Genomic DNA, 24,510 nt, shown 5'->3' with positions numbered 1-24,510 from the left:
AGATTAGGTGATTGACCAGACCCTGTCGTCAGGAGTGGCACGATGATCAAGCCCGACAACCGCAACGCTGAATTCGAGCTGGGCGGCATCAACCATGTCGCCCTCGTCTGCGCGGACATGGCGCGGACCGTCGACTTCTACTCGGGCGTGCTCGGCATGCCGTTGGTCAAGTCACTGGATCTGCCGGGCGGCATGGGGCAGCACTTCTTCTTCGACGCCGGTAACGGCGACTGCGTGGCGTTCTTCTGGTTCGCGCAGGCGCCCGACGGGGAGCCCGGCATCTCGCAGCCGGCGGCGCTGCCCGGCCTCGGCGAGTTCGTGAGTGCCGTCGGCTCGTTGAACCACTTGGCCTTTCATGTGCCCGCGGAGAAGTTCGACGAGTACCGCAAGCGGCTGAAGGAAAAGGGCGTGCGGGTCGGCCCGGTACTCAACCACGACGAGAGCCCCATGCAGGCGTCGGCCACGGTGCATCCCGGTGTGTACGTGCGGTCGTTCTACTTCCAGGACCCGGACGGCATCACGCTGGAATTCGCCTGCTGGACCAAGGAATTCACCGAGGCCGATACGGTGACCGAGCCGCGGACAGCGGCCGACCGGAGGCCGGCGGTGGCTCCGGCCTGACTCTGATGACCGGACGCCTGCTGTCGGCCGAGGAATGCGATCGGCTCTGGCAGGCCTGGACACCGACGGAAGTCGCCGAACGGCTCTCGGGCACCTCGGCCCGCTGGTATGTCGCCGCGGGTTGGGCGCTGGACCTGTTCGTCGGTGGGCTGGGACGTGCCCACGACGATCTCGAAATCGGAGTTCCGCGTGACCAATTCGCCGGGCTCGTCGGCGCGTTTCCGGGCTTCGAATGGGATGTCGTCGGCGGCGGTCGTGTCTGGCCGTTCCCCGAAGAAGCGGACACCATGCACCAGACCTGGCTGCGTGACCCGGCGACCGGGTACTACCGCCTCGACGTTTTCCGGGAGCCGCACGTCGGCGACCGGTGGGTGTGCCGCCGCGACGCTTCGATCACCATGCCGTACGACGAGCTGATTCTTCATACCGACACCGGCATCCCGTATCTGATCCCCGAGGTCGTGCTCCTGTTCAAGGCGAAAGCGCAACGCACCAAAGATCAAGCAGACTTTCTGCGCGCACTCCCGATGATGGATCGGTCCCGGCGATCCCGGCTGTCCGGTTGGCTGTCGCAGGTGCATCCGGATCATCCCTGGCTGGAAGTGCTCTCGAACACTGCACCTTGATCTCAACCATGGTTGAGCTTGCAGGCTGGGTGCATGCCTACTTGGATTTGCGACGGATGTGGAGTCGAGCACGCCGACACCGACACGCGGCCGCCCGAGAACAGTTGTGTTTTCACGGTCGAGGTCGTTCCCATCGAGGAATGCGGCCACTTGCCACCACATGGCACCTGGACGACTCTGGAACGTCTTGCCGCGCAGCCACATCAGACCGAATACGTCGACCATGGCCGGGGAGTGCACAGCCTGCGCAGGGCACCCCGGTTCGCGATCGGGCACCGGTCATATCTGGTGCAGACTGCTGCCGGCAACATGTTGTGGGATGCGCCGAGCTACCTGGACGATTCGATCGTCGGTCTGGTGAATGCGCTCGGCGGGGTCGCGGTGATCGCGTCGAGCCATCCCCATATGTTCGGCGCCCAGCTGTCCTGGAGCAAGGCGTTCGGCGGCGCCCCGGTCTACGTGAATGCCCGTGACCAGGAATGGGTTCCGGTCGCCGATCCGGTCATCGAATACTGGGACAGCGAGATCGAGCCGCTGCCGGGACTTCGGCTGGTGCACGTGGGTGGTCACATGCGGGGCAGTGCCGTGGCGGTGTGCCCGGACGGCACGCTGCTCGTCGGGGACACCATCTCGGGCGCCCTGGCCAAAGACTGGGTGTCGTTCCAGCGCATGTACCCCAAGCACTTGCCGCTGTCGGCGGCAGTGGTTCGGCGTATCGTCGACCGCCTTGATGCCTACGAATACGACCGGCTCTACACCCTGGGTGGCGACGAGATCGACCACGACGCCAAGGACATCGTGCACCGCTCCGCCGACGCTCATATCCGCCATGTCAGCGGTGAATTCGACCACCTGACCTGACGTCACGGCGCAGGCGCGGCTACTTCGTCGCCTCGACGAAGTAACCGCGCGGCACGTCGGGTACGTCCATCGGTACCGCGGGGGCGAACCAGCGTCCCCACTCATTGCCCGGCACAGCCACATCGGTGACGACGGCCGACCAGCCGTGGCGCTCCGCGAGCTCACCCGGTTGATCGGTCCCGAACAGCCACGGCGCGCCGTTGCGGGCCATCGACTGGCGTACCGCCGCGAGCAGCTGTGCGTCGAGCAGCGTCTTGCCGACGACGTCGTACAGCAGCACCGAACCGGCCGCGGACAGCGCGTCGACGCGTTCGAAGAGTGTGCCGACGGCGGCCGCGTCGAGGTACTGCAGTAGGCCTTCGATCAACCACACCGTCGGCTGCCGGTCATCGAAGCCATTGGACCGCAAGGCATCTGTCCAGTCGCCGGTGAGATCGACGCCGACGGCAACCCGGGTGCACGACGGTTCTTCGCCTGCCAGCGCCGCGGCCTTGGCGGCAATCACATCGGGCTGGTCCAGTTCGTAGACGGTCGTGGCGCCGGGCCAGGAAAGCCGGAACGCGCGGGCGTCCATGCCCGCGGCGAGAATGACGACCTGGCGGACAGACTGCGTGGCGCGCAGCAGGGCCTCGTCCCAGAATCGGGTGCGCACCACGATCTGCCGCGTCGGGCGGTCCCCGGCTTCGGCGACGGCCTCGGCGAGCAGTCGGCGGCCCGTCTCACCGGCCAGGCGTTCGGCGAACGGATCGGTGAAAAGGCGGTCGGGCCGGCGGGATTCGTCGGCGCGGATGGCGGCGACCAGAAGGCCGGTGTTCGCGACGGCCTGTGCTCCTTCGTGCATGCCTCCATGCTGCCGGTCAGCCGAGCCCTGCGCTTGGATATTTTTGCCGCCTCCGCGACTATCCCGTCAGCCCGACGTGACTCGGCAGCGCGCTGCGCCGCTGGGTGTACTGCGTCGGCGTGACCGAGGTGAACCCGCGGAATTCGCGCACGAAGTGGGGTTGATCGAAGTACCCGAGAGTGGCCGCGACGCCGGCGCCGTCGCCGCTGCCGGCATCGAGCAGGCGCAGGGCGGCCTGGAGCCGCCGCACGCGCAGATAGGCCTTCGGGGTGAGCCCGATCTCGTTGCGGAATGTCGCGATCAGGCGTTTGGGGGAGAGGCCGGTCAGTTCGGCCGCTTCGGAAACCCGAAGCGACGGTTGGTGTTCGGCGGTGTGCAGGACGGGCATCAGCGTGTGGGATACCGGCCGCAACCGGGCGAGGAGGAAGGCTTCCACGATCTCGATGCGCCGCGGCCAGCCCGGTGTCTCGATCAGTTGCTCACGCAGCCGGGTGGCGGCGGCGCCCCAGAGGTCGGTCAGGTTGACGCAGGAATTCTCCAAGTCCGCCAACGGGATTCCGAAGAACGGCAGCGCGCCGCCGGGCCGGAAATGAATGGTCAGTACCGCTTCGCCGGGATCGATCCGGGTGACGTACGACAGCGTGCCCGGGCCGGTGAGGAATGACGGCTCGACCGGCATTCGCGTGGCGCCGTCGGCGGAGAAGAAGTCGACGCGATCTCGGCCGCCGACATCGATCACCACGGTCGCCGCGCCGCGCGGCAGTGCCCGGCTCCGATCAGCGGTGACGCCGCCGTGCGCCCAGTACCCGAAGAAGTCGATGTGCTGGCTCAGCGGCGGCCGAGGCCGGTGCAGCTGGGGGCCGTTCACCGGCGGACGGCCCGCTTGCCGAGCGTGTCCAGCAGCAGCGCCAGATGGTCGATCAATTCGTCTGGAGTGAAGGTGATTTCGCCCGACAGCCAGGCGCTCAGCGTCTGGGCGACGCCCCCGACCGCGAAATGAGTGCTGGCCCGGCGCCGGTCTCCGGCGGGCAGCTGAAGGGCGTCGCCGGCGTGCTGGCCGAGCAGCATGGCGAAGAAGACCGTCGACTCGTTGCGCTTGCGGGCCACCACCTCGTTGGACAGCTGGGCGCTGAACAGCAGGCGGCCGACCCGGGGATCGTCGGCGATGGCGTGCACGATGTTGGCCATACCGGCGCGGCTCTGCTCGTCGGGCGGCGCCGCGGCGACCGCCGCCTGCGTCGTGGTGGCGAGCTCGGCGATCACATGGTCGAACACCGCCTCGACGAAAACGTCTTTGTCGGAGAAGCTTTCGTAGAAGTACCGCATCGCCACGCCCGCTCCGGCGCAGATGGTCCGGACAGTTAGCTCCGGTGCCGGTGGCGCGGCGCCCAAAATCTCCAGTCCGGCGTCGATCAGCCGGGCCCGTCGTTGGGCCAGGCGTTCTGCCGCGTCGATCCCGCGGTACGGCCGTACCTGAGGCACCCCGCCATCTTGACACCTGCACCGTGCCGCGGGCAATATCAGGAATCAATCGTTCTCACTTTTGCGAGGAGTGACCAATGACGGTCGATCTGGTCGAGATGCCGGTCAACGCTTGCGCGCCGGGCCGTCGGGTCCGCCGGAATGTCCAGTACGCCGACGGATTGGTCGGTGCGGCGCTGCTGGCGGGCCCGGCCAACGTGATCATGCAGCTGGCGCGGCCGGGCGTCGGCTATGGCGTCGTCGAGAGCCGCGTGGAGAGCGGCCGGACCGACCTGCATCCGATCAAGCGCGCCCGCACGACGTTCACGTACCTCGCGGTCGCGATCCTGGGATCCGACGAACAGAAGGCGGCGTACCGCAGCGCGGTCAACACGGCGCACCGGCAGGTGTACTCGACCCCGGACAGCCCGGTGAAGTACAGCGCGATGGACAAGAACCTGCAGCTGTGGGTGGCGGCGTGTCTGTTCAAGGGCGCGCTCGACGTCTATCGCATGGTGGTCGGTGAGTTGGACGACGAGACCGCCGAGGAGTTCTACCGCCAGGGCATGACGATGGGAACCACACTGCAGGTGACGCCGGAGATGTGGCCGGCCGACCGGGCCGCCTTCGACAAGTACTGGCAGGAATCGCTGGACCAGGTGCACATCGACGACACGGTGCGCGAGTACCTGTACCCGATCGCCGCGGTACGGATGAAGGGGCTGCAACTCCCCGGTCCGCTGCAGCGCTGGTTCGAGTCGTTCTCCCTGCTGCTCACCACGGGCTTCCTGCCGCAACGTTTCCGCGACGAGATGCGGCTGCCGTGGGATGCCAAGCGGCAGAAGCGTTTCAACTCGGTGATGAAACTCGTGAAGGCGGTCAACCGGGTCCTGCCCGGGCCGCTGCGGCGGTTCCCGTTCAACTGGATGCTGCGCGATCTGGACTGGCGCCTCCGCACGGGCCGCCCGCTGGTCTGAGTCTCGTCTCGGTAGACGTCCATGTTGTCGGCGTACCCTCGCGCGGGTGCGGACCGACAATGACAGCTGGGACATCAACTCGAGTGTTGGATCGACTGCGGTGATGGTGGCCGCGGCGCGAGCATTGGAAGCGGCCAAGCCCAATCCGCTTGTGGTGGACCACTATGCCGAGGTGTTCACCCGCGCGGTCGGCGGCGTCTGGGCCGACGTGCTGGACGGCGAGGCACCGGAACATCCGTTGGCGACGCCGGAGTTCGGCGAACCGTTCATCAACTTTCAGGGCTCGCGGACCAAGTACTTCGACACGTACTTCCAGCGCGCCGCGGCGGCCGGCGTCCGCCAGGTCGTGCTGCTGGCCGCGGGGCTCGACTCCCGCGCCTACCGCCTGGACTGGCCGGACGGCACCGTCATCTACGAGCTCGATCAGCCGCAGGTCCTCGAGTTCAAGCGGGAAGTGTTGGCGGGCAATGGGGCCGATCCGAAGGCGGAACGCCGCGAGATCGCCGTCGACCTGCGCGACGACTGGCGGACAGCACTCACCGATGCCGGCTTCGACCCGTCGCGCCCTTCGGCGTGGATTGCCGAGGGGCTGCTGATCTATCTGCCCGCGACGGCACAGGGCGATCTGTTCGCCGGAATTGATGAGCTGGCGGCACCCGGCAGCTGGGTGGCGATCGAAGAGGGCAAGCCGATGCCTGCCGAGGTGTTCGCGGCCAAGCGGGCTGCCGGGGACGAGATGGCGGAGGGCTTCTTCAAGCTGATCTACAACGAGCAGATCGCGCCCGCGGCGGACTGGTTCGGCGCGCGGGGCTGGCGCGCCGAGGCAACCGGGCTCGCTGATTACTTCCGCTCGGTGGGCCGTCCGGTGCCGACGAACCCCGAAGCGGCGACCATGATCGCCTCGAACACCCTGGTCACTGCCGTTAAGGAGTGAGCGTCGTCACCTGCTGATGCGGTGGGGTGCGTCTCGACAACTTAAGTTATGCAATGCTAACTTCGCAGGGGTTAGCTTAGGCATACTTAAGGAGATATGCGGGGACTCTAATATCCCGCGAACACAGATATGGGCACTGACACATTTGCGGTATCCGCCGCGGCGCACTTCCAGCAAGGCGCGCCCGCACGACGGCACAGTGCCCGTCTCTCGGCCCGTCGGGAACCAACCCGATCCGCATGCCGACTCCTTCTTAGGGCGGCCGCCAGATGAGTGGATTGTCCCCTGGCGTGTCGACGACGGAAAGGACCCACGTGCGACCGAGCACCGCGGGCAGTAACACAGTGGTGGCCGAAGTTGATGCGGCACAGCGGGTATCACGGGTCGACCGTGACGTGCTGACCCGGTTCGCCACCGGCTGCCTGGCGCTCGGCCTCACCGTCGACGGCCGTCGTCGCCCGGCCGACCTCGATGCCGCCCTGGGTGGCTTCCTGACTCTGACGCGCATCGCCGGCGAGCACTGCGACGCCTGGACCGGCTTGGCTGCCGCAGGCGCGGCAACGCCCGACGTGGTCGAGGCCATCTGGCGGACGGTTTCGTCCGCGGGTGTGTTGCAGCAGGCCCTCGACCTCGCCGACGGCGATCTGGGCTTCACCTACGACAGCGGTCTGTACCTGCAGTTCCGCGCCGCCGACCGCGACGGTTTCCAGCTGGCCTACGCCGCGACGCTCGCCGGTGCCGGCGCCTACGAAGAGGCTGATCAGCTCGTCGGCGACCTGCTCGACCGCAAGCCAGGCTGGCTGCCGGCGCGCTGGGTGCGGGTGGCGATGCACCACCGCACCCGCCGCTGGTCCGACGTCGTCCGGCAGCTGACCCCGATCGTCAACGACCCCAACCTCGACGCGAACTACGCGCATGCCGCGCGGGTGGCGCTGGGTATCGCCCTGGCACACCTGGGCATGTTCGCTCCCGCGCTCTCGCACCTCGAGGATCCCGAGGGACCGGTGTCCGTTGCCGCCGTGGACGGCACGTTCGTCAAGGCGCTGTCGCTGCGGGCGCAGGGCGAGGACGACGAGGCCAACGACGTGCTGGCCGAGTTGTATGCCGCGCACCCCGACAACACCGCCGCCGAACATGCGTTGACCGACACCAGCTTCGGCATCGACCCGACGACCGCCGCCAGGATCGAGGCCCGGCACAACCCGTGGGATCCCGAGACCGAGCCGACCGAGGCCGACTTCGTGGACCCGGATGCCAAGTCACGCAAGGCCCATCTGCTCGTCGAAGCCGAGGCCGAGCTCGCCGAGTTCATCGGCCTGGAAGAGGTCAAGTATCAGGTGGCCCGGCTGAAAAGCTCTGTGGCCATGTCGATTCGACGGCAGGAGCGAGGCCTGGCCGTGGCCCAGCGCACCAATCACCTGGTGTTCGCCGGACCGCCCGGAACCGGTAAGACGACCATCGCCCGCGTGGTCGCCAAGATCTACTGCGGCCTGGGCCTGCTGCGTAAAGAGACGGTGCGCGAGGTGCACCGTGCCGACCTGATCGGCCAGCACATCGGTGAAACCGAGGCCAAGACCAACGCGATCATCGACAGCGCGCTCGACGGCGTGCTGTTCCTCGACGAGGCGTACGCGCTGGTGTCCACCGGCGCCAAGAACGACTTCGGTCTGGTCGCCATCGACACCCTGCTGGCCCGCATGGAGAACGACCGCAGCCGCCTGGTCGTGATCATCGCCGGCTACCGCAAGGACCTGGACATGTTCCTGGACACCAACGAAGGTCTGCGCTCGCGCTTCACCCGCAGCATCGACTTCCCGTCCTACTCGGCGACCGAACTCACCGAGATCGCCATGCGGATGGCCGAAAAGCGCGACAGCGTCTTCGAACCCGCGGCGCAGAAGGAGATGGAGCAGCTGTTCGGGCACCTCGCGACGGCGACGACGCCCGACGCGGCGGGTGTCGCGCGCCGCAGCCTGGACATCGCGGGTAACGGCCGCTTCGTCCGAAACCTGGTGGAGCGCTCCGAGGAAGAACGTGAGTACCGGCTGGATCACCTTGCCGCACATGACTTCACCGATGACGAACTCATGACGATCACCGCGGGTGACGTCAGCAACTCGGCCGCGCCGTTGCTGCGCGGCCTCGGACTGGCGGTGCCCGGGCAATGAGCAGCGAAGAGCGTAAGACATTCAGTTCCCGTACACCGGTGAACGACAACCCGGACCAGATCCACTACCGCCGCGGATTCGTCACGCGGCACCAGGTGTCCGGTTGGCGATTCCTCATGCGGCGCATCGCCTCTGGTGTGGCCCTGCATGACACCCGCATGCTGGTCGACCCGTTGCGGACCCAGAGCCGCTCGGTTCTGGTCGGCGCACTGGTGCTCGTCACCGGCCTGGCGGGCTGCTTCGTCTTCTCCCTGATCCGGCCGGCGGGTGTCGCGGGCAACAACGTGATCCTGGCCGACCGGGAGACCTCGGCGCTGTATGTCCGGGTCGGCGACCAACTGCACCCCGTCCTCAATCTGACGTCGGCCCGGCTCATCGCCGGGCGGCCCGACAACCCGACCCTCGTCCCGAGCGCGGAACTGGACAAGTTCCCGCGCGGCAGCCTCATCGGCATCCCGGGCGCCCCGGAACGCATGGTGCCCAACACTTCTCGTGACGCCGACTGGACCGTGTGTGACGCGGCCACGGGCGAGGTCGTGGGGGCCACCCTGATCACCGGCCCGCTCGCCGAAGGCGGATCCCGCGCGGCCGCGCTGGGTGCCAACGATGCCGTGCTGGTGCGCAACGACGGTGTCGGGTCCGCCGGCGTCAACGGCGGCAGCTGGCTGCTGTGGAACGGCAAGCGCAGCGCGGTCGACCTCAACAACCGCGCGGTGACGGCAGCACTCGGCCTGGGCGCCAACGGAACTGCCCTGCCCGCGCCCCGTGCCATCGCCGACGGCCTGTTCAACGCGATCCCCGAGTCGGCCCCGCTGGCCGCACCGGTGATCGTCAACGCGGGCCAGCCGACGCCGTACCCCATGCCGGTCGCGGCACCCGTCGGCGCCGTGGTCACCGCCGTCACCACCGAGGCCGCCACCGACAACGCGGTGCGGTACTACGCGGTCCTCGACGATGGCCTGCAACCGATTTCACAGGTCGTCGCCGCGATTCTGCGCAACACCGACTCGTACGGTCTGGAGCAGCCGCCGCGGCTGAGCGCCGACCAGGTCGCTCGCATCCCGGTCTCCACCGCGATCAACACCGCGGCGTACCCGGAGCGCCCGCTGACCGTCGTCGACGCCACCAAGGCACCGCTGACCTGCGCCCGCTGGACCAAACACGATGGTGCCACGACGAATTCGCTCACCCTCCTGGCGGGAGCGACGCTGCCACTGCCCGCCGATGCACACACCGTGGCCCTGGCGGGCCCGGCCGGCACCGCGCAGCGCGTCGCGGTGACTCCGGGCACCGGTTACTTCGTCCAGGCCACCGGCCAGGGGGGAACCCCGGCGCTGTCGGGCTACTGGATCAGCGACACCGGCGTCCGCTACGGCATCTCCACCGAGGGTGACGCCACCAATGCCAACCGGAAAACCCCTGCCGCGCTGGGACTGACCGCATCACCGCTGCCGGTGCCGTGGTCGATCCTCAGCCAGTTCACGCCCGGCCCGACGTTGTCGCGCAGTGAGGCGTTGCAGGTCCCGGCGCTCGTACCTACCCGGACGAGCCCGGCAGTCGAAATCGCCGTGAGGGAGAACCCGTGAGCCGTCTGATCTTCGAAGCGCGGCGCCGGCTGCCCATCCCGGCAACCCGCGCGAGCGTCATCACCATCGAGCCGCCGCCGGAGCTGCCGCGGCTGGTGCCGCCGTCGTTGTTGCGCCGGGTGCTGCCCTACCTGATCGTCATCCTGATCGTCGGGATGATCGTGGCCCTGGTGGCCACCGGCATGCGCGTCATCTCGCCGCAGACGCTGTTCTTCCCATTCGTACTCCTGTTGGCGGCCACCGCGTTCTACCGCGGCTCGGACAACAAGACCCGGACCGAGGAGGTCGACGCCGAACGCGCCGACTACCTGCGCTACCTGTCGGTGGTGCGGGACAACGTGCGGGCGCAGGCGGCCGAGCAGCGCGCTGCCCGCGAGTGGTCCCACCCGGCGCCCGACCAGCTGGCCGCAGTCGCCGGCACCCGTCGCCAGTGGGAGCGCGACCCGCACGACGCCGACTACCTGGTGGTGCGTGCCGGTCTGCACGACGCCCGCCTGGAGACGGTGCTGCAGGTCAAGGACACCGCGGCCGAGATCGATCTGGAACCGGTGTCGCACAGCGCACTACGCGGACTGCTCGACGTGCAGCGGACGGTGCCCGCGGTGCCCGGCGGTATCGACCTGGCCAAGGTTTCGCGGATCACCGTGCTCGGTGATGCCGATGAGGTGCGCGGCGCGCTGCGGGCCTGGATCGCGCAAGCGGTGACGTGGCACGACCCGGCCCTGCTGGGGATCGCCCTGGCCGCGGCGGACGCCGAGGCGCTGGAATCGGAGTCGTGGTCGTGGCTGAAGTGGCTGCCGCACAGTGACATCCCGGGCCAGATCGACGGTGTCGGCCCGGCTCGCTACCTCGCCGCCGGCGTCCCCGAGCTCGCCGCCCTCATGTCCGGTGAGCTCGCCGACCGGCAACCGTTCGGCGGCGCCGACAGCACGCCGCTGCGGCACCTGCTGATCGTCGTGGACGACCCGGACGCCGACCTCGGTGAGCTGCTGCCGCGGACCGGCCTGGCCGGTGTCACGGTGCTGCAGCGCGGCACCGAACAGCCCGAGTACCCGGACCCCGACCGCCCGGTGCTGCGCGTGTCCGGTGGCCGCATCGAGCGGTGGGCCGCGTCCGGCTGGCAGCCGTACTTCGATGTCGCCGACGACTTTTCGCCGCACGCCGCGGCGCACCTGGCCCGCGGCCTCGCGCGCTGGGACTCCAACCCGAACCGGGCCCGGAGCACGGGCGCCGGCCTGGCCACCTTCGGCACCCTGCTGGGCATCCCGGATGCGGCAGCGCTCGACGTCGCCGGCCTGTGGGCGCCGCGCTCGCGGGCCGAGGAGCTGCGCGTGCCCATCGGTGTCACCGCCACCGGTGAACCGCTGATGTTCGACCTGAAGGACGAGGCCGAAGGCGGCATGGGTCCGCACGGTCTGATGATCGGTATGACGGGCTCGGGCAAGTCGCAGACCCTGATGTCGATCCTGTTGTCGCTGTTGACGACTCACTCGGCCGACCGCCTCATCGTCATCTACGCCGACTTCAAGGGCGAGGCTGGCGCCGACATCTTCCGGGACTTCCCGCAGGTGGTGGCCGTCATCTCGAACATGGCCGAGAAGCGCTCGCTGGCCGACCGGTTCGCGGACACCCTCCGCGGTGAGGTGGCCCGGCGTGAGCAGTTGCTGATGGAGGCCGGTCGCCGCGTGCAGGGCAGCGCCTTCAACTCGGTGCTGGAGTACGAGGCGGCGCAGGCAGCCGGACACGACCTGCCGCCGATCCCGACGCTGCTGGTCGTCGCCGACGAGTTCTCCCTGATGCTCGCCGACCATCCCGAGTACGCCGAGCTGTTCGACTACGTTGCCCGCAAGGGCCGTTCGTTCCGCATCCACATCCTGTTCGCGTCGCAGACGCTGGACGTGGGCCGGATCAAGGACATCGACAAGAACACCTCCTACCGCATCGGTCTGAAGGTCGCGAGCCCGTCGATCAGCCGGCAGATCATCGGCGTCGAGGACGCGTACCACATCGAGGCCGGTCCGGAACACAAGGGCGAGGGCTTCCTGGTCCCCACCCCGGGCGCGGTGCCGGTGAAGTTCCGCAGCACCTACGTGGACGGCATCTATGACCCGCCACGTGCCGAGAAAGCGGTTGTGGTGCATGCGGTTCCGCAGCCGCAGCTCTTCCCGGCGGGTCATGTCACGCCGGCTCCCGACACGGTGATCGTCACCGACACGGCACCGGATCTGCGTCCGCCCCGCAAGCTGGTCGCCACCATCGGCGAGCAGTTGGCGCAGTACGGTCCGCAGGCGCCGCGCCTGTGGCTGGCTCCGCTGGACGAGCCGATCGCGCTGCCGGAGCTGTTGGCCGGTACCGAGATTCCCGCGGGCCACGGCCGGTGGCCGCTGGGCGAGATCGACCGGCCGTTCCAGATGCGCCGCGACCCGCTGGTCTTCGATGCCACGTCGGCGGCCGCCAACCTGGTCATCCACGGTGGGCCGAAGTCCGGCAAATCGACTGCGCTGCAGACGTTCATCCTGTCGGCGGCCGCGACCCACTCGCCGCGTGCGGTCACGTTCTACTGCCTCGACTACGGCGGCGGCGGACTGCGCTCGCTCAAGCCGCTGGCCCACGTCGGCAGCGTCGCGTCACCGCTGGAACCCGAGCGCATCCGTCGGACCTTCGGCGAGCTGGAGCAGCTGCTGGCGTCCCGCCAGGCCCGCGCCGCCGCCGGTGACGGCGACCTGCGTGATGACGGCTACGGCGACGTGTTCCTGGTGATCGACAACCTGTACGCGTTCAGCCGCGACAACACCGACACGTTCAACACCCGGAACCCGTTGCTGTCCAAGGTGACCGAACTGGTCAACACCGGCATGGCCTACGGCATCCACGTGGTGATCACGACGCCCAACTGGCTCGAGGTGCCGCTGGCGATGCGCGACGGCCTGGGCCTGCGGCTCGAGCTCAAGCTGGCCGACTCGCGCGACAGCAATGTGCGGTCCGCGGGTAATCCGGGAGTGGCGGCCCTGTCCCGCCCCGCCGACGGCGTCCCGGCCGACCAGCCGGGCCGCGGCCTGACCATGGCAGCCGAGCACTTCCTGTTCGCCGAACCGGATCTCGGTGCCATCGCCGCCATCAACGACCGGTACCCGGGGCAGACGGCGCCGCCCGTGCGCCTGCTGCCGACGGACCTGGCCCCGGAAACCCTTGCGCCGCTGTACCACAGCCCCGAGACGATCGTCATCGGTCAGCGCGAGCAGGACCTGGCCCCGGTCACGGTCGACTTCGCGGCGAACCCGCTGCTGATGGTGCTGGGCGACGCCAAGTCCGGCAAGACCACGCTGCTGCGGCACGTGATCCGTACGGTCCGCGACAACGCCACGCCGGAGTCGGTCGCGTTCACCGTGATCGATCGCCGGCTGCACCTGGTGGACGAGCCGTTGTTCCCGGACAACGAGTACACGCCCAATATCGACCGCGTGACCCCGGCGATGCTCGGTCTGGCCGCGCTGCTCGAAAAGCGCAGGCCCCCAGCGGGTCTGACGGCCGCCGAGCTGAGCGGCTGGACATACCGGAACGGGCAGGGCAACCACCTGCACTACCTGATCATCGACGACGTCGACCAGATCCCGGATGCCCCCGCGGTCAGTGGTCCGTTCGTCGGCCAGCGGCCCTGGACGGCGCTGCTGGGGCTGCTGTCCCAGGCGTCCGAACTGGGTCTGCGGGTGATCGTCACCGCCCGGGCCGCCGGCTCCGCCCACGCGGTGATGACGGCTCCGTTGCTGCGCAGGCTCAACGAGCTGCAGGCCACCACCGTGATGCTGTCCGGCAACCCGCAGGACAGCGGCCGCATCCGCGGCCACCGGTTCAACCGGCTGCCGGCCGGTCGGGCCATGGTGCTCGGCGACAGCGACGAGGCCACGTATGTCCAGTTGATCAATCCGCTGGTGGCAGACCCGATCACCGGGCGGCCCACCGGAACACAACGAGGGGAGTTCCACTGATGACCTTGCGCGTCGTTCCCGAAGGACTGACCGCAGCCGGTGCCGCCGTCGAGGCGCTCACCGCTCGGCTCGCCGCCGCCCACGCCGCGGCCGCTCCCGCGGTCACCGCGGTGATCCCGCCCGCCGCGGATCCGGTTTCGCTGCAGACGGCGATCAGCCTCAGCGCCCACGGCGCACAGCACGAGGCGGTCGCGACGCAGGGCGTCACCGAACTCGGCCGCGCCGGCGGCGGTGTCACCGAAGCCGGAATCAGCTACGCGACGGGCGACGCCGAAGCCGCCGCCACCTACGTCACGGTCCTGGGCTGACATGACCGCCCCCATCTGGATGGCGTTGCCGCCGGAGGTCCATTCGACGCTGCTGTCCAGTGGGCCCGGTCCGGGCTCCCTGCTGGCCGCGGCGGCTGCGTGGCAGTCGCTGAGCGCCGAATATGCCTCGGCCGCAGCTGAACTCACCGCGTTGCTGGGTGAGGTCCAGGCGGGGGCCTGGGAGGGGCCGAGCGCCGAGCAGTACATCGCCTCCCACGCGCCGTATCTGACGTGGCTGGCACAGGCCAGTGCCAACAGCGCCGCCAACGCGGTCCAGCACGAGACCGCCGCGGCGGCCTACACCACCGCCCTGGCCGCGATGCCGACGCTTCCCGAACTGGCCCTCAACCACGTCGTGAACGCCGCGCTGATCGCGACGAACTTCTTCGGTATCAACACGATTCCGATCGCGCTCAACGAAGCCGACTACGCCCGCATGTGGCTGCAGGCCGCGACCGTGATGAGCACCTACCAGGCGGTGTCGGGCGCGGCGGTGGCGGCGGCCCCGACGACGACGCCGGCACCGATGATGCTGGCGGCGGGCATCGGTGAGGCCGGCACCGCGTCGGCGAGCGCGACGCAGGCGGGCGCCCAACTACAGGCAGCGGATGCCGGTACGTCGCTGGACACGTCGAACGCGATCACCGACTACCTGTACAACTACATCAAGACGCTGCCCGGCGGCGATCTGATCTGGAAGTTCCTGCAGGATCCGCTGGGCCAGATCCAGCAGATGATCTTCGACTTCCTGACCAACCCCTCGCAGGCGTTGGTCACCTGGGGGCCACTGCTTTTCGCGCTCGGCTATCAGGCGTTCTTCCAGCCCGTGGGCTGGGGCACCTGGGGCGCGATGCTGTCGGCACCGCTGTGGGGGCCGGCGCTGATCGCCGTCGGCCTGTCGAGCCTCGGGTTGTTGGCCCTGCTGGAACCCGACTACGTGCCGGATCCCGAAGTCGCCGACGCGTTCCCGCCGCCGCCGCAATTGCAGGCCGTCGACCACCAGATGCCGGTCGTCAGCGTCGCCCCGACGGTGCCGGCCACCCCCGCCTCCCCGGCGAGTGCGCCCGCACCCGCTCCGGCCGCGTCGGCAGCGGCTCCCGCGCCGGCAGCGCCGGCACCGCTGATGGCATACGCGGTGGCCGTCGACGATCCGGGACCGGGCTTCACCCCGACCGTGCGGGACGGCGCCACCGCGCCGGCACCGGCGTCCGGCATCGCTGCCGCCGCAGCAGCAGCCGCGGCAGCAGCAGCGGCCGAGCGTCGCCGCGCCCGTCGCCGCCGCGCAGCGAAAGAGCGCGGTGTCCGCGACGAGTACATGGACATGAACTCGGAGGTCGATCCGGACTTCGGGGATGACGCCGGTTCAGACCGGGCTCCCCGTGCCGATGTTCTCGCTTCGGCCCGCGGTGCCGGACCGATCGGTTTCAGCGGCACGGTGACCCGCCAGGACCAGCAGGCAACAGGCCTGAACCGCCTGACCGGCAACGGTTACGGGGGCGGTGTCACCGAACCCATGCTGCCCGGCAGCTGGGACACGGAAGGCGGTGCCAACCGCTGATCCTGCGGACGAAAAGACTTGACCACCAACAGAATCCGGACGAATCCCGAGAGGAATCACTATGAGCATGCTCGACGCACACATCCCCCAGCTGGTCGCTTCCGAGTCGGCCTTCTCCGCCAAGGCCGCACTGATGCGCAGCACCATCGCCCAGGCGGAGCAGGCCGCGCAGTCGGCCCAGGGCTTCCACCAGGGTGACTCGGCCGTCGCGTTCCAGGCCGCACACGTCCGCTTCATGGCGGTCGCCGCCAAGGTCAACGCCCTGCTCGACATCGCGCAGGCCAACCTCGGCGACGCGGCCGGCACCTACGTCGCGCAGGACACCGCCGCGGCCGGCACCTACACCTCGGTCTGACCGCCGCACCCACACCCAGACACCTAGCAGCGAGGAGATCTCATGTCCCAGATCATGTACAACTACCCGGCGATGCTGGCCCACGCCGGTGAGATGACCGGTTACGCCGGTGCCCTGCACGCCGTCGGCCTCGACATCGCCAGCGAGCAGGCCGCGCTGGCCGGCGCCTGGCAGGGTGACACCGGAACCAGCTACCAGGCGTGGCAGGCCCAGTGGAACACCGCGATGGAAGAACTCGTCCACGCCTACCGGGCGATGGCGAGCACCCACGAGACCAACACGCTGTCGATGAGTGCACGCGACAGCGCCGAAGGCGCCAAGTGGGTTTAGGTCCAACGGTTTCGGGGCGTTCCGGGTCACTCGGTGACCCGGAACGCGCCGGAATCCCGGTCTCCGCGGTCGAACTCACCGCGGAGCAAGCCTGGTTCCTCGCGGACCGTCTCGGCGCCGGGGGTTTTCCGTGGGTGCTGGCCATCACGCAGCCCTACAGTGACCCCGCCGCCAAGGACGGCTTCGACGCCGACCAGGTCACCGCGCTGACGCGGATGGGGGTGCTGTCCGCCGATGGCTCCGTGCATCCCGCTGTCGCGCAATGGATTCGGGCCGTATGCCGGCCGCGGCGGTGGCTGGAACTGCGATGGGTGTCCGGAGCCGGTGCCATGCTGCGCGGCATTCTCGTGCGCAACGGCGACCTGACCGTGGCGGTCTTGCGTAGCGAGCACCTGATGACCTGCACCGAACTGACCGTCGCGTCGCCGGATGCACTGGTACCGGTGCTCACGGCAGGATTGTCCGGCCGGGCGCCGGCCCGGTTCGACGAATTCGCGATGCCCGCCCACATCGGGGCCAAGGCCGACGAACGACTGCGCCGCGGCGACTCGCTGGACGACGTGATGGAGCACCTCGGCATCCCGGTGTCCGCGCATGCCGTCGTACGGGCCGCCTTCGCACCCGGCCGCAGCTACGTGGAGATCGTCGCGGGGGACCACCGCGACGGACACCGGATCAGCACCGACGTCGGCGTCAGCATCGTCGACACCGCCGCCGGCCGCGTCGTCGTCGCACCGATGAAAGCCGCTGACGGCACCTGGATTTCACACTTCACCCCGGGCACCGACCTCGCCGTCACCGCTGCGGTGCAGCGGCTGACCGCGACACTGCCCGACGGTCCCTGGTTCCCCACGGCGAACCTGACCCGAGACTTCGAGACCTCGACTGGAGAACGGAAAGAACATGTCCCCCAACACGTCTGGTAGTACCGCGATGCCGATTGTGCGGGTCGCGGTGCTTGCCGCGGGCGACGAGCAGGGTGGCCGCGGGCGACTCACCGACGTCGCCCTGCCGGCCGGCCTGCCCCTGCGCGAGATCGTGCCTGCCGTGCGGCGCATCGTCGGAGTCAACGGGGCACCCGACTCCGCAGCCCCCGCCGAGCTGTCACTCGCGCCGTTGGGCGGTGCGGCGTACAGCCTCGACGCCACCCTCGACACCGTCGGTGTGGTCGACGGTGACCTGCTGGCGCTGCAGCCCGTGCCTGCCGGTCCGCCGGCGCCGCGCATCGTCGAGGACATCGCCGATGCCGCCGCCATCTTCTCCGCCGCCCGCGAAAACCCTTGGGGCAACGCCCACATCCGGCGTTTCGCGGCGTGGGCCGTCGTGGCCCTGACGGTGCTCGCCACCGCGCTGGCGACGCTGGTGCGGGTGCGTACCGGCCAGCCGGCCGGGCTGTTCACCGTCATCGGCGTGGCGGTGCCGACCGTCGCGGCTGCGCTGTTGACCCGTCCGGCCATGCCGCGGCTCGCGACCGCCCTGAGCCTGGCGGCACTGCTGCCGGTCGGTGCCGCCTTCGCGCTGGCGGTCCCCGGCCCGACCGGTCCGGCCGCCCTGCTCCTCGGTGCGGCGGCGGTCGCGGCCTGGTCGATCGTCAGCATCACCGTCGGCGGCCAGGCCATCGCGGCCTTCACCGCCACGACCGTCCTCGGTATCGCAGGCGTGATCGTCGGTGGCGCTGCGTCGATCTGGCAGCTGGGCAACGCCGTGATCGGTGCTGTGCTAATCGTTTTCGCATTGCTGGTCATGGTCCAGGCCGCGCAGCTGTCGACGCTGTGGGCGCGCTTCCCGGTGCCGAACATCCCGGCACCGGGCGACCCGACGCCGTCGGCCCTGCCGCGGTCCGTGCTGGCTGATCTGCCGCGCCGAGTCCGCGTGTGTGACGCACACCAGACGGGCTTCCTCGCCGGTGCCGTGCTGACCATGACCACCGGCTCGGTGGTCCTGGTGGCCGGGGCCCACCCGTCGCCGTGGGCGTGGTACGTGGTCGTGGCCGCGGCACTGGCGACGGCGCTGCGGGCCCGTATCTGGGACTCGGTGCCGTGCAAGGTGTGGCTGCTCGGCCAGCCGTATCTCGTTGCGGCCGTGCTTCTCACGATGTTCGCGATCGGTGGCCACTACGCCAACGCATGGTGGTCGCTGGGCGTGCTCGCGGTGCTCGTCGCGGTCGGCGTGGTGGCCGCACTGAACCCGCAGGTCGCCGACCCGCAGACCTATTCGCTGCCGATGCGTCGCCTGGTCGGCTTCGCGGCGACGGCCTTGGACGCTTCGCTGATCCCGGTGCTGGCCTACCTGGTGGGTCTGTTCGCCTGGGTCATCAACCGGTGATGGTGGCCATCCGGCGCGGAATCTCCGTCCTGACAGCCGCTTTCGCCGCCACCGCCGCAGTGGTGCCGACGGCGCTGGTGCCGACCGCAGGTGCCGTCGTGCCGCCGCACGTCGACGAACACGCGGCGCCGCCATCGGGCAGCGTCGGCCCCGTCGCGGCGATGGGGCAGCGCGGACAGTGCGTCACCGCCGGCGTGCTGCCCGGCACCGATCCGGGCGCACCGGGTCCGGGCCACACCCTGCTCAATGTGCCGGGTGCCTGGGCCTTCAGCCGCGGTGACGGACAGACGGTGGCGGTCATCGACACCGGCGTGCATCCCGGTCCGCGGTTGCCCAATGTGGACGCCGGCGGCGACTATGTGGAGAACACCGACGGGCTCACCGATTGCGACGGCCACGGCACGCTCGTGGCCGGACTGATCGCCGGTCAGCCGGGCGCGGACGGGTTCTCGGGCGTCGCGCCGGGCGCCCGCATCCTGGCCATCCGTCAGACGTCGGAGCGGTACGCGCCCCGCGGTAACGGGGGAGATCCGGCCGCGGCGTATGCGACCATCGCGGTCGCGTCACTGGCTCGGGCCGTGGTGCATGCCGCCGACCGCGGCGCCAAGGTCATCGCCATCACGGCGGTCACCTGCCTGCCCGCCGACCGGCCTGTCGATCAGACCGAACTGGGCGCGGCCCTGAAATACGCTGCGCAGGAAAAGGATGCGGTGATCGTCGCCGCCGCTGGCAATGATCGGGCCGGCCTGGCCGGCGGCCCGTCCTGCGAGGCCAACCCCCTGGACAATCCCGGGAACACGGCCGACCCGCGCAACTGGGCCGGCGTCAAGTCGGTGTCCATCCCGTCCTGGTGGCAGCCGTACGTGCTGTCGGTCGGCTCGCTCGACGCCACCGGACAACCGTCGGACTTCACCACACCCGGCCCCTGGGTCGGCATCGCGGCACCAGGGGAGAACGTCGCGTCGACCGGCGTGAACGGCTTGGCCAACGCACTGCCCAACGAACGCGGTGACCTGTTCCCGTTGCGCAGCAGCAGCTACGCCGCCGCGTACGTCGCCGGCGTCGCGGCCCTGGTGCGCAGTCGATTCCCCGCACTCAATGCGGCGGACGTGATGCACCGGCTGACCGCCACCGCGCACGGTGCCGCGCGCATGCCGTCGAACCTGGTGGGCGCCGGCGTCGTCGACCCCATTGCGGCACTGACCTGGGACGTGCCGGCGACAGCCCCGGCGCCGAAATCTGTTGCGGTGGCGATGCCGCCGGAGCCGGCGCCGAAGGACACCACGCCCCGGACCATCGCCTTCACCGGTGCGGCAGTGCTGGCCGTCGCCGCGCTGATCGCCCTGGTCGCGTACCGAAGAAAGGACGGCGCCCGATGACGGCCCGAATCACGTTGGCACTGCTGGTGATAATCCCGGCGGCCATGACGTACCCGTGGCACACGACGCCGCACAAGTGGATCCTGGGTGTCGCGGTCGCCGTGGTGCTGCTGGTGTTCGCCTGGTGGCGCGGCATGTTCCTGACCACGATGGTGGCCCGGCGGTTCGCGGTATGGCGCCGGAACCGGCGCGGTGCCGCGCGGCCGTCGGCCGGTCAGGTCACTGTCGTGCTGGAAGCCGACGAATTCCCTTACGACGCATTGCCTCTCGTCACGTCCTACGTGGACCGGTACGGCGTGCGGTGTGACTCGGTGCGCGTCACCGAACGCCGACTCGACGGCGCGCGCAGCGCATGGGTCAGCGTGACCGTGGCGGCCGCATCGAATCTGGCTGCGCTGCAGGCACGTTCGCCGGAGCTGCCGCTCGCGGACACCGCGGAGAAGGTGGCCCGACGGCTGGCCGACCAGCTGCGCGAAGCCGGCGTCCCGGTCGCGGTCACTGACGCCGCGCCCGCGCCCCGGTCAGACGGCGCGCGGGAGACGTGGCGTGCGGTCCGTGACGAGGACGGCTACCTGACGGCATACGGGCTGCCCGCCGATCAGCGGCTGCCCGGTTGTCTGGCCGAGCTGGCCTCGGCGACCGAACTGTGGACGGTGCTCGAGTTCGCGCCTGGTGCAACCATTTCCGCGGCCTGCGCGGTACGCACGGCCAACGCTCCCGCCGCGGCGGCTGTCGCGGGCCTGGCGCGCGAGTCGGGCCGGCAGGGGCCGCTGCTCGCGGCGATGGCCCCGGCGTCGGCCGGCGGCCTCGGCACGCGGCCGGGTGCGCTGACGAGCGAGTTACTCGCGGAGCTGTCGGGACGCGGCGCTGACACTGCCGTTGCGTCTGCGGCGCGGGCGTAACGCCGATCCGGACTCCAGGGTCAACGGGCCGAACGGGCCCGGTCGGCTTGACGGTCGCTGCCGTCGAACATGAACGGGCTCATGAACTTGGTCATGCGGCGCAGGTAGTCGGGCTGGCTGACGTGCAGGATGTGGTTGCCGGGGAACCAGTGGAATGCGCAGCGATCCCAGTGTTCCCACAGCAATTCGGCCTGCTGCGGCGGCGCCAGGCGGTCACCCAGACCGGCGATGATCAGCCGGCGGTCGCGCGGCACCAGCGGCCGGTAGTTCAGCGGTGAGTGGTACTGCCCGGCGGTGGCGATCAGGTCGTCGTCGGTGTGCGCCAACCGGTTGCTCAGCTTGACCAGCAGATTGGCCGGGAACCATTCGTCGACCGTGCGGTCCGGTGTCACCACCGGAACGTTCGGGATGACGGCCTGGATGCGGTCGTCGACCGAGGCGATCAGCGACGAGGTGTAGCCGCCCAGCGACATTCCGGTCAGGGCAACGCGGTCGACCCCGGTGTGCTCCAGATAGTCGAGCACGGAACGGAAGTCGTGCACCGCTTGCGCCATGGCCTCGGCGAAGCCGGGGACGCCGTCCATGAAGAAGCCGTAGCCGCTGTACGGAGAGCCCTTCTCGGCCCGCGGCCCGTGGAACGGCAGGGTGTACAGCAGGACGTCGTACCCGGAGCGGAAGAACCACGGCAGCGAGAAGAACAAGCCGTTGAACAGGTAGGGCGAGCCCATGAACCCGTGGATCACGCACAGTGTGGGACGCGGACCGTCGTCGTGCCGCCAATGCTGGGCATGCACCACGTTGTTGCGCGCATAGCCGCGTCGCCGGTCCCGCATGCCGGGATACACGGCGTCGTAACTGCTCTGGAACCAGATGTTCTGCACCTGGCCGCGCGCGACCCACTGCGCCACGGCCCCGGCGGCACGCGTGGACACCTGCGGCGGACCACTGGGCGCCGGGAAACACTGACCGGGGTCCTTGGTGGCGGCGAGTTCGGCATAGAACCGCAAGGCGTCGGGGTCGTCGCCGGCCCGGTTGCGCACTGCCGACGCCGCCATCCGCGGAATCATGCCGGCGCCGATCACCGAGGCCAGCGCCGTACGTAGGCCCAGGTCAGCCACGGCCGAGGAGTCGACGATCAGCTTCTGTTGCCACGTCAGGTCGGACCGGCGCGGCAGTCCGCGGGCGGTGGCGTCCGCGCCCGGTACGTCGGGGACCGGGACGGGTGGGTTGAACGCATCGCCGTGCGGATTGTTCACGTTCGGATGCTAACCCCGGTTCTCGGCGCCCGTCAGCCGATCTTCGAGATCGAACAGCCTGGCGGCGTTGTGGTACAGCACTTTTCGCAGCCAGTCGTCGTCCGGGGCCACCTTGCTGAGCACCTCGAGGGACTCGCCGTACCGGTACGGGATGTTGGGGAAATCGCTGCCGAACAGGACGCGGTCACCGAGCGCGCCCAGGCGGGGCAATTCGGCAGGCGGGAACGGCATGGACTCCTCGATGAACGGGGTGAACGCCATGGTGGTGTCCAGGTGTACGCCGTCGAATCGTTCGCAGAGGTCCAGGAAGTCGCTGTATTCGGGCATGCCCAGGTGCGCGATGATGAGCTTCAGACCCGGATGCCGGTCCAGCACGGTACGGATCTGGCCCGGGCCGGTGTGCGCGCCAGGCGTCGGGCCGGAACCACAGTGGATGATCACCGGGACACCGGCCTCGTCGATGGCGCCCCACACGTCGTCGAGCAGCGGGTCGGCGGGGTGATAGGCGCCGACCTGGACGTGTGCCTTGAAAACCTCGGTGCCGCCGGCGATGGCCTCGGCCACGTAGTCGGCTGCGCCGGGCTCCGGGAAGAACGTCGCCGTCGACAGACAGTCGGGGGTCTGCGCGGCGAACTGCGCGGCCCACTGGTTCAGCCAGGCGGCCATGTCGGGCTTGTGCGGATAGACCAGCGACGTGAACGCCAGCACCCCGAAACCACGCAGCGTCTCCAGCCGGTGCTGCTCCTCGGTGCGGTAGGTGATGGGCCAGGTGCGGCCCGTGAGCGGCCCGGCGCTGTCGAAGTACTTCCACACCTTGTCCATCACATTCTTCGGCATGAAATGGGTGTGCACGTCGATCAGGCCGGGAAGGCCCAGCGACTGCCAGAAGTCGCGTACTGAATCGTCCATCACTCAACAGAATGGCAGGCGCGCGCCAGGACCCGGCGGCAGGATGGGGATGTGTGGAATCCGGACACCTACCTCGCCTTCGCCGACCACCGCGGCCGGCCCTTCTACGACCTGCTCGCGCGCGTCGGTGCCAAGGCACCCCGGCGCGTGGCGGACGTGGGCTGCGGCCCCGGGAATCTGACCGCGACGCTGTCGGAGCGCTGGCCCGGCGCGGTGATCGAAGCGGTGGACAACTCACCGGAGATGGTCGAGGCGGCCCGGGCACGCGGCGTCGACGCCCGGGTGGTGGCGGCCGCCGACTGGGCGCCTGCGGCGGACACCGATGTGATGGTGAGTAACGCTGTGCTGCAATGGGTTCCGGAGCACCGCGACCTGTTGCGACGGTGGGCCGCCGAACTGCCGAAGGGTGCCTGGCTGGCCTTTCAGGTGCCCGGCAACTTCGACTCGCCGTCACATCAGGCGGTGCGGGAGGTGGCCCGGTATCCGGAGTTCGCCGAAGCGCTGGCCGACATCCGGTTCCGCGAGACGAACGTGGTCGACGACCCGGCGGGCTACGCCGCGCTGCTGACCGGCGCGGGGTGCACCGTCGACGCCTGGGAGACGACGTATCTGCATCAATTGACCGGTGCCACACCGGTGCTGGACTGGATCACCGGAACCGCGCTGACCGACGTCCGCTCCCGGCTGACCGACGACGCCTGGGAGCGGTACCGACAGGCGATCATCCCGCTGCTGGCACAGGCGTATCCACCCCAGCCCGACGGCACGACGTTCTTCCCGTTCCGCCGGATCTTCGTGGTCGGCCAGACGAATCAGTGAATCTGCTGGTACTGGTGCTGAATCGGGGTCCCCGGCTGGGGCGCGTTGTTCTGGTGCGCGAACACCTGGTGCACTGAGCTCGAGGTGGTGGACGGCGCGGCGTGAGCGGACGTGGCCAGGCCGATCGCGATGAGGCCGGGCGCGACGGTCAGACCGATGACGATGATGAAGTAGCTGACCCAGCGGGTGACGATGCTCATCTGAATTCTCCTGCTGCTGTGGGCTTTTGATGTCGTATCCGGGGTGATCCGGTGTTGACTCAAGAGTCGCGCAGCGGGGCCCGGCCGTCTGTCCACCAGCCGGGCCCT

At 69.4% G+C, this 24,510-nt stretch carries 23 protein-coding genes; 17 read left to right on the top strand and 6 right to left on the bottom strand.

The window, feature by feature from the left end; translation table 11 throughout:
* Positions 1 to 42: 42 nt before the first annotated feature.
* The 3 genes from ACJH6H_RS16995 to ACJH6H_RS16985 are packed head-to-tail and all read left to right on the top strand — an operon-like array spanning position 43 to position 2,108.
* Positions 43 to 621 carry a VOC family protein gene (locus ACJH6H_RS16995; protein WP_133425883.1) on the top strand — a complete coding sequence of 193 codons (579 nt, stop codon included), beginning with the start codon at positions 43 to 45 and terminating at the stop codon, positions 619 to 621.
* A gap of 5 nt (positions 622 to 626) precedes the next feature.
* Positions 627 to 1,247, top strand: a complete 621-nt coding sequence (locus ACJH6H_RS16990) for a hypothetical protein (protein ID WP_212808025.1) — start codon at positions 627 to 629, stop codon at positions 1,245 to 1,247.
* Positions 1,248 to 1,280: 33 nt separating this feature from the next.
* Positions 1,281 to 2,108: a hydrolase gene (locus ACJH6H_RS16985; protein ID WP_212808026.1), complete on the top strand. Its 828-nt coding sequence runs from the start codon at positions 1,281 to 1,283 to the stop codon at positions 2,106 to 2,108.
* Between the two features lie 19 nt (positions 2,109 to 2,127).
* Here ACJH6H_RS16985 and ACJH6H_RS16980 read toward each other — a convergent pair whose 3' ends face one another.
* The 3 genes from ACJH6H_RS16980 to ACJH6H_RS16970 are packed head-to-tail and all read right to left on the bottom strand — an operon-like array spanning position 2,128 to position 4,431.
* On the bottom strand, positions 2,128 to 2,949 hold the full coding sequence (locus ACJH6H_RS16980; RefSeq protein WP_406775406.1) for an SAM-dependent methyltransferase: 822 nt from the start codon (positions 2,947 to 2,949) through the stop codon (positions 2,128 to 2,130).
* A gap of 58 nt (positions 2,950 to 3,007) precedes the next feature.
* Positions 3,008 to 3,817, bottom strand: coding sequence for a helix-turn-helix domain-containing protein (locus tag ACJH6H_RS16975; protein ID WP_406775405.1), 810 nt, complete (start codon positions 3,815 to 3,817; stop codon positions 3,008 to 3,010).
* Positions 3,814 to 4,431 (bottom strand): TetR/AcrR family transcriptional regulator, encoded by a 618-nt coding sequence (locus tag ACJH6H_RS16970; RefSeq protein WP_226520446.1) that lies wholly within the window; start codon positions 4,429 to 4,431, stop codon positions 3,814 to 3,816. The genes ACJH6H_RS16975 and ACJH6H_RS16970 overlap by 4 nt, the downstream gene beginning before the upstream one ends.
* Positions 4,432 to 4,508: 77 nt before the next feature.
* On the opposite strand from ACJH6H_RS16970, the gene ACJH6H_RS16965 reads away from it, so the two are divergent.
* From ACJH6H_RS16965 to eccE, 13 genes are all read left to right on the top strand, one after another.
* Positions 4,509 to 5,387: an oxygenase MpaB family protein gene (locus ACJH6H_RS16965; protein ID WP_406775404.1), complete on the top strand. Its 879-nt coding sequence runs from the start codon at positions 4,509 to 4,511 to the stop codon at positions 5,385 to 5,387.
* Positions 5,388 to 5,433: 46 nt separating this feature from the next.
* A complete protein-coding gene (locus ACJH6H_RS16960; protein ID WP_318984731.1) occupies positions 5,434 to 6,321 on the top strand; it encodes a class I SAM-dependent methyltransferase in 888 nt (295 codons plus the stop codon).
* Between the two features lie 269 nt (positions 6,322 to 6,590).
* On the top strand, positions 6,591 to 8,489 hold the full coding sequence (gene eccA / locus ACJH6H_RS16955; RefSeq protein WP_305798768.1) for a type VII secretion AAA-ATPase EccA: 1,899 nt from the start codon (positions 6,591 to 6,593) through the stop codon (positions 8,487 to 8,489).
* Positions 8,486 to 10,075, top strand: coding sequence for a type VII secretion protein EccB (gene eccB, locus ACJH6H_RS16950; RefSeq protein ID WP_212808033.1), 1,590 nt, complete (start codon positions 8,486 to 8,488; stop codon positions 10,073 to 10,075). Before eccA ends, eccB begins: the two co-directional genes overlap by 4 nt.
* On the top strand, positions 10,072 to 14,061 hold the full coding sequence (gene eccCa / locus ACJH6H_RS16945; RefSeq protein WP_406775403.1) for a type VII secretion protein EccCa: 3,990 nt from the start codon (positions 10,072 to 10,074) through the stop codon (positions 14,059 to 14,061). The genes eccB and eccCa overlap by 4 nt, the downstream gene beginning before the upstream one ends.
* On the top strand, positions 14,061 to 14,369 hold the full coding sequence (locus ACJH6H_RS16940) for a PE family protein (RefSeq protein WP_318984728.1): 309 nt from the start codon (positions 14,061 to 14,063) through the stop codon (positions 14,367 to 14,369). The genes eccCa and ACJH6H_RS16940 overlap by 1 nt, the downstream gene beginning before the upstream one ends.
* A gap of 1 nt (position 14,370) precedes the next feature.
* A complete protein-coding gene (locus ACJH6H_RS16935) occupies positions 14,371 to 15,927 on the top strand; it encodes a PPE family protein (RefSeq protein WP_318984727.1) in 1,557 nt (518 codons plus the stop codon).
* Positions 15,928 to 15,988: 61 nt separating this feature from the next.
* Positions 15,989 to 16,282 carry a WXG100 family type VII secretion target gene (locus ACJH6H_RS16930; protein WP_212808036.1) on the top strand — a complete coding sequence of 98 codons (294 nt, stop codon included), beginning with the start codon at positions 15,989 to 15,991 and terminating at the stop codon, positions 16,280 to 16,282.
* A 42-nt stretch (positions 16,283 to 16,324) separates the two neighbouring features.
* Complete coding sequence (locus tag ACJH6H_RS16925) at positions 16,325 to 16,612, top strand: WXG100 family type VII secretion target (RefSeq protein WP_020103897.1); 288 nt, start codon at positions 16,325 to 16,327, stop codon at positions 16,610 to 16,612.
* 53 nt (positions 16,613 to 16,665) lie between these two features.
* Positions 16,666 to 17,538 (top strand): ESX secretion-associated protein EspG, encoded by an 873-nt coding sequence (locus ACJH6H_RS16920; protein ID WP_212814444.1) that lies wholly within the window; start codon positions 16,666 to 16,668, stop codon positions 17,536 to 17,538.
* Positions 17,516 to 18,937, top strand: coding sequence for a type VII secretion integral membrane protein EccD (gene eccD / locus ACJH6H_RS16915; protein WP_406775402.1), 1,422 nt, complete (start codon positions 17,516 to 17,518; stop codon positions 18,935 to 18,937). The genes ACJH6H_RS16920 and eccD overlap by 23 nt, the downstream gene beginning before the upstream one ends.
* Complete coding sequence (mycP, locus tag ACJH6H_RS16910) at positions 18,937 to 20,316, top strand: type VII secretion-associated serine protease mycosin (RefSeq protein ID WP_406775401.1); 1,380 nt, start codon at positions 18,937 to 18,939, stop codon at positions 20,314 to 20,316. The genes eccD and mycP overlap by 1 nt, the downstream gene beginning before the upstream one ends.
* The gene (gene eccE / locus ACJH6H_RS16905; protein ID WP_406775400.1) at positions 20,313 to 21,218 is read left to right on the top strand and encodes a type VII secretion protein EccE; all 906 of its coding nucleotides are present in this window, start codon (positions 20,313 to 20,315) and stop codon (positions 21,216 to 21,218) included. Before mycP ends, eccE begins: the two co-directional genes overlap by 4 nt.
* Before the next feature lie 20 nt (positions 21,219 to 21,238).
* On the opposite strand, the gene ACJH6H_RS16900 is transcribed toward eccE, so the two are convergent.
* Together ACJH6H_RS16900 and ACJH6H_RS16895 are read right to left on the bottom strand one after the other, a co-directional pair.
* A complete protein-coding gene (locus ACJH6H_RS16900; RefSeq protein ID WP_406775399.1) occupies positions 21,239 to 22,474 on the bottom strand; it encodes an alpha/beta hydrolase family protein in 1,236 nt (411 codons plus the stop codon).
* 9 nt (positions 22,475 to 22,483) lie between these two features.
* Positions 22,484 to 23,383 carry an amidohydrolase family protein gene (locus ACJH6H_RS16895; protein WP_406775398.1) on the bottom strand — a complete coding sequence of 300 codons (900 nt, stop codon included), beginning with the start codon at positions 23,381 to 23,383 and terminating at the stop codon, positions 22,484 to 22,486.
* Between the two features lie 51 nt (positions 23,384 to 23,434).
* Here ACJH6H_RS16895 and ACJH6H_RS16890 point away from each other — a divergent pair, with 51 nt between their 5' ends.
* On the top strand, positions 23,435 to 24,202 hold the full coding sequence (locus ACJH6H_RS16890; protein WP_406775397.1) for a trans-aconitate 2-methyltransferase: 768 nt from the start codon (positions 23,435 to 23,437) through the stop codon (positions 24,200 to 24,202).
* On the opposite strand, the gene ACJH6H_RS16885 is transcribed toward ACJH6H_RS16890, so the two are convergent.
* Entirely contained in the window at positions 24,196 to 24,402 is a 207-nt protein-coding gene (locus ACJH6H_RS16885; RefSeq protein ID WP_318984720.1) for a hypothetical protein, read from the bottom strand. The two genes, ACJH6H_RS16890 and ACJH6H_RS16885, sit on opposite strands and share 7 nt — an antisense overlap.
* Between the last annotated feature and the right edge of the window lie 108 nt (positions 24,403 to 24,510).

It is taken from the genome of Mycobacterium sp. SMC-21 (genome assembly GCF_045310825.1).
Lineage (GTDB): Bacteria > Actinomycetota > Actinomycetes > Mycobacteriales > Mycobacteriaceae > Mycobacterium.
The sequence above is the reverse complement of the archived record's forward strand: the minus strand, read 5'-3'. Positions and strand labels throughout refer to the sequence as shown.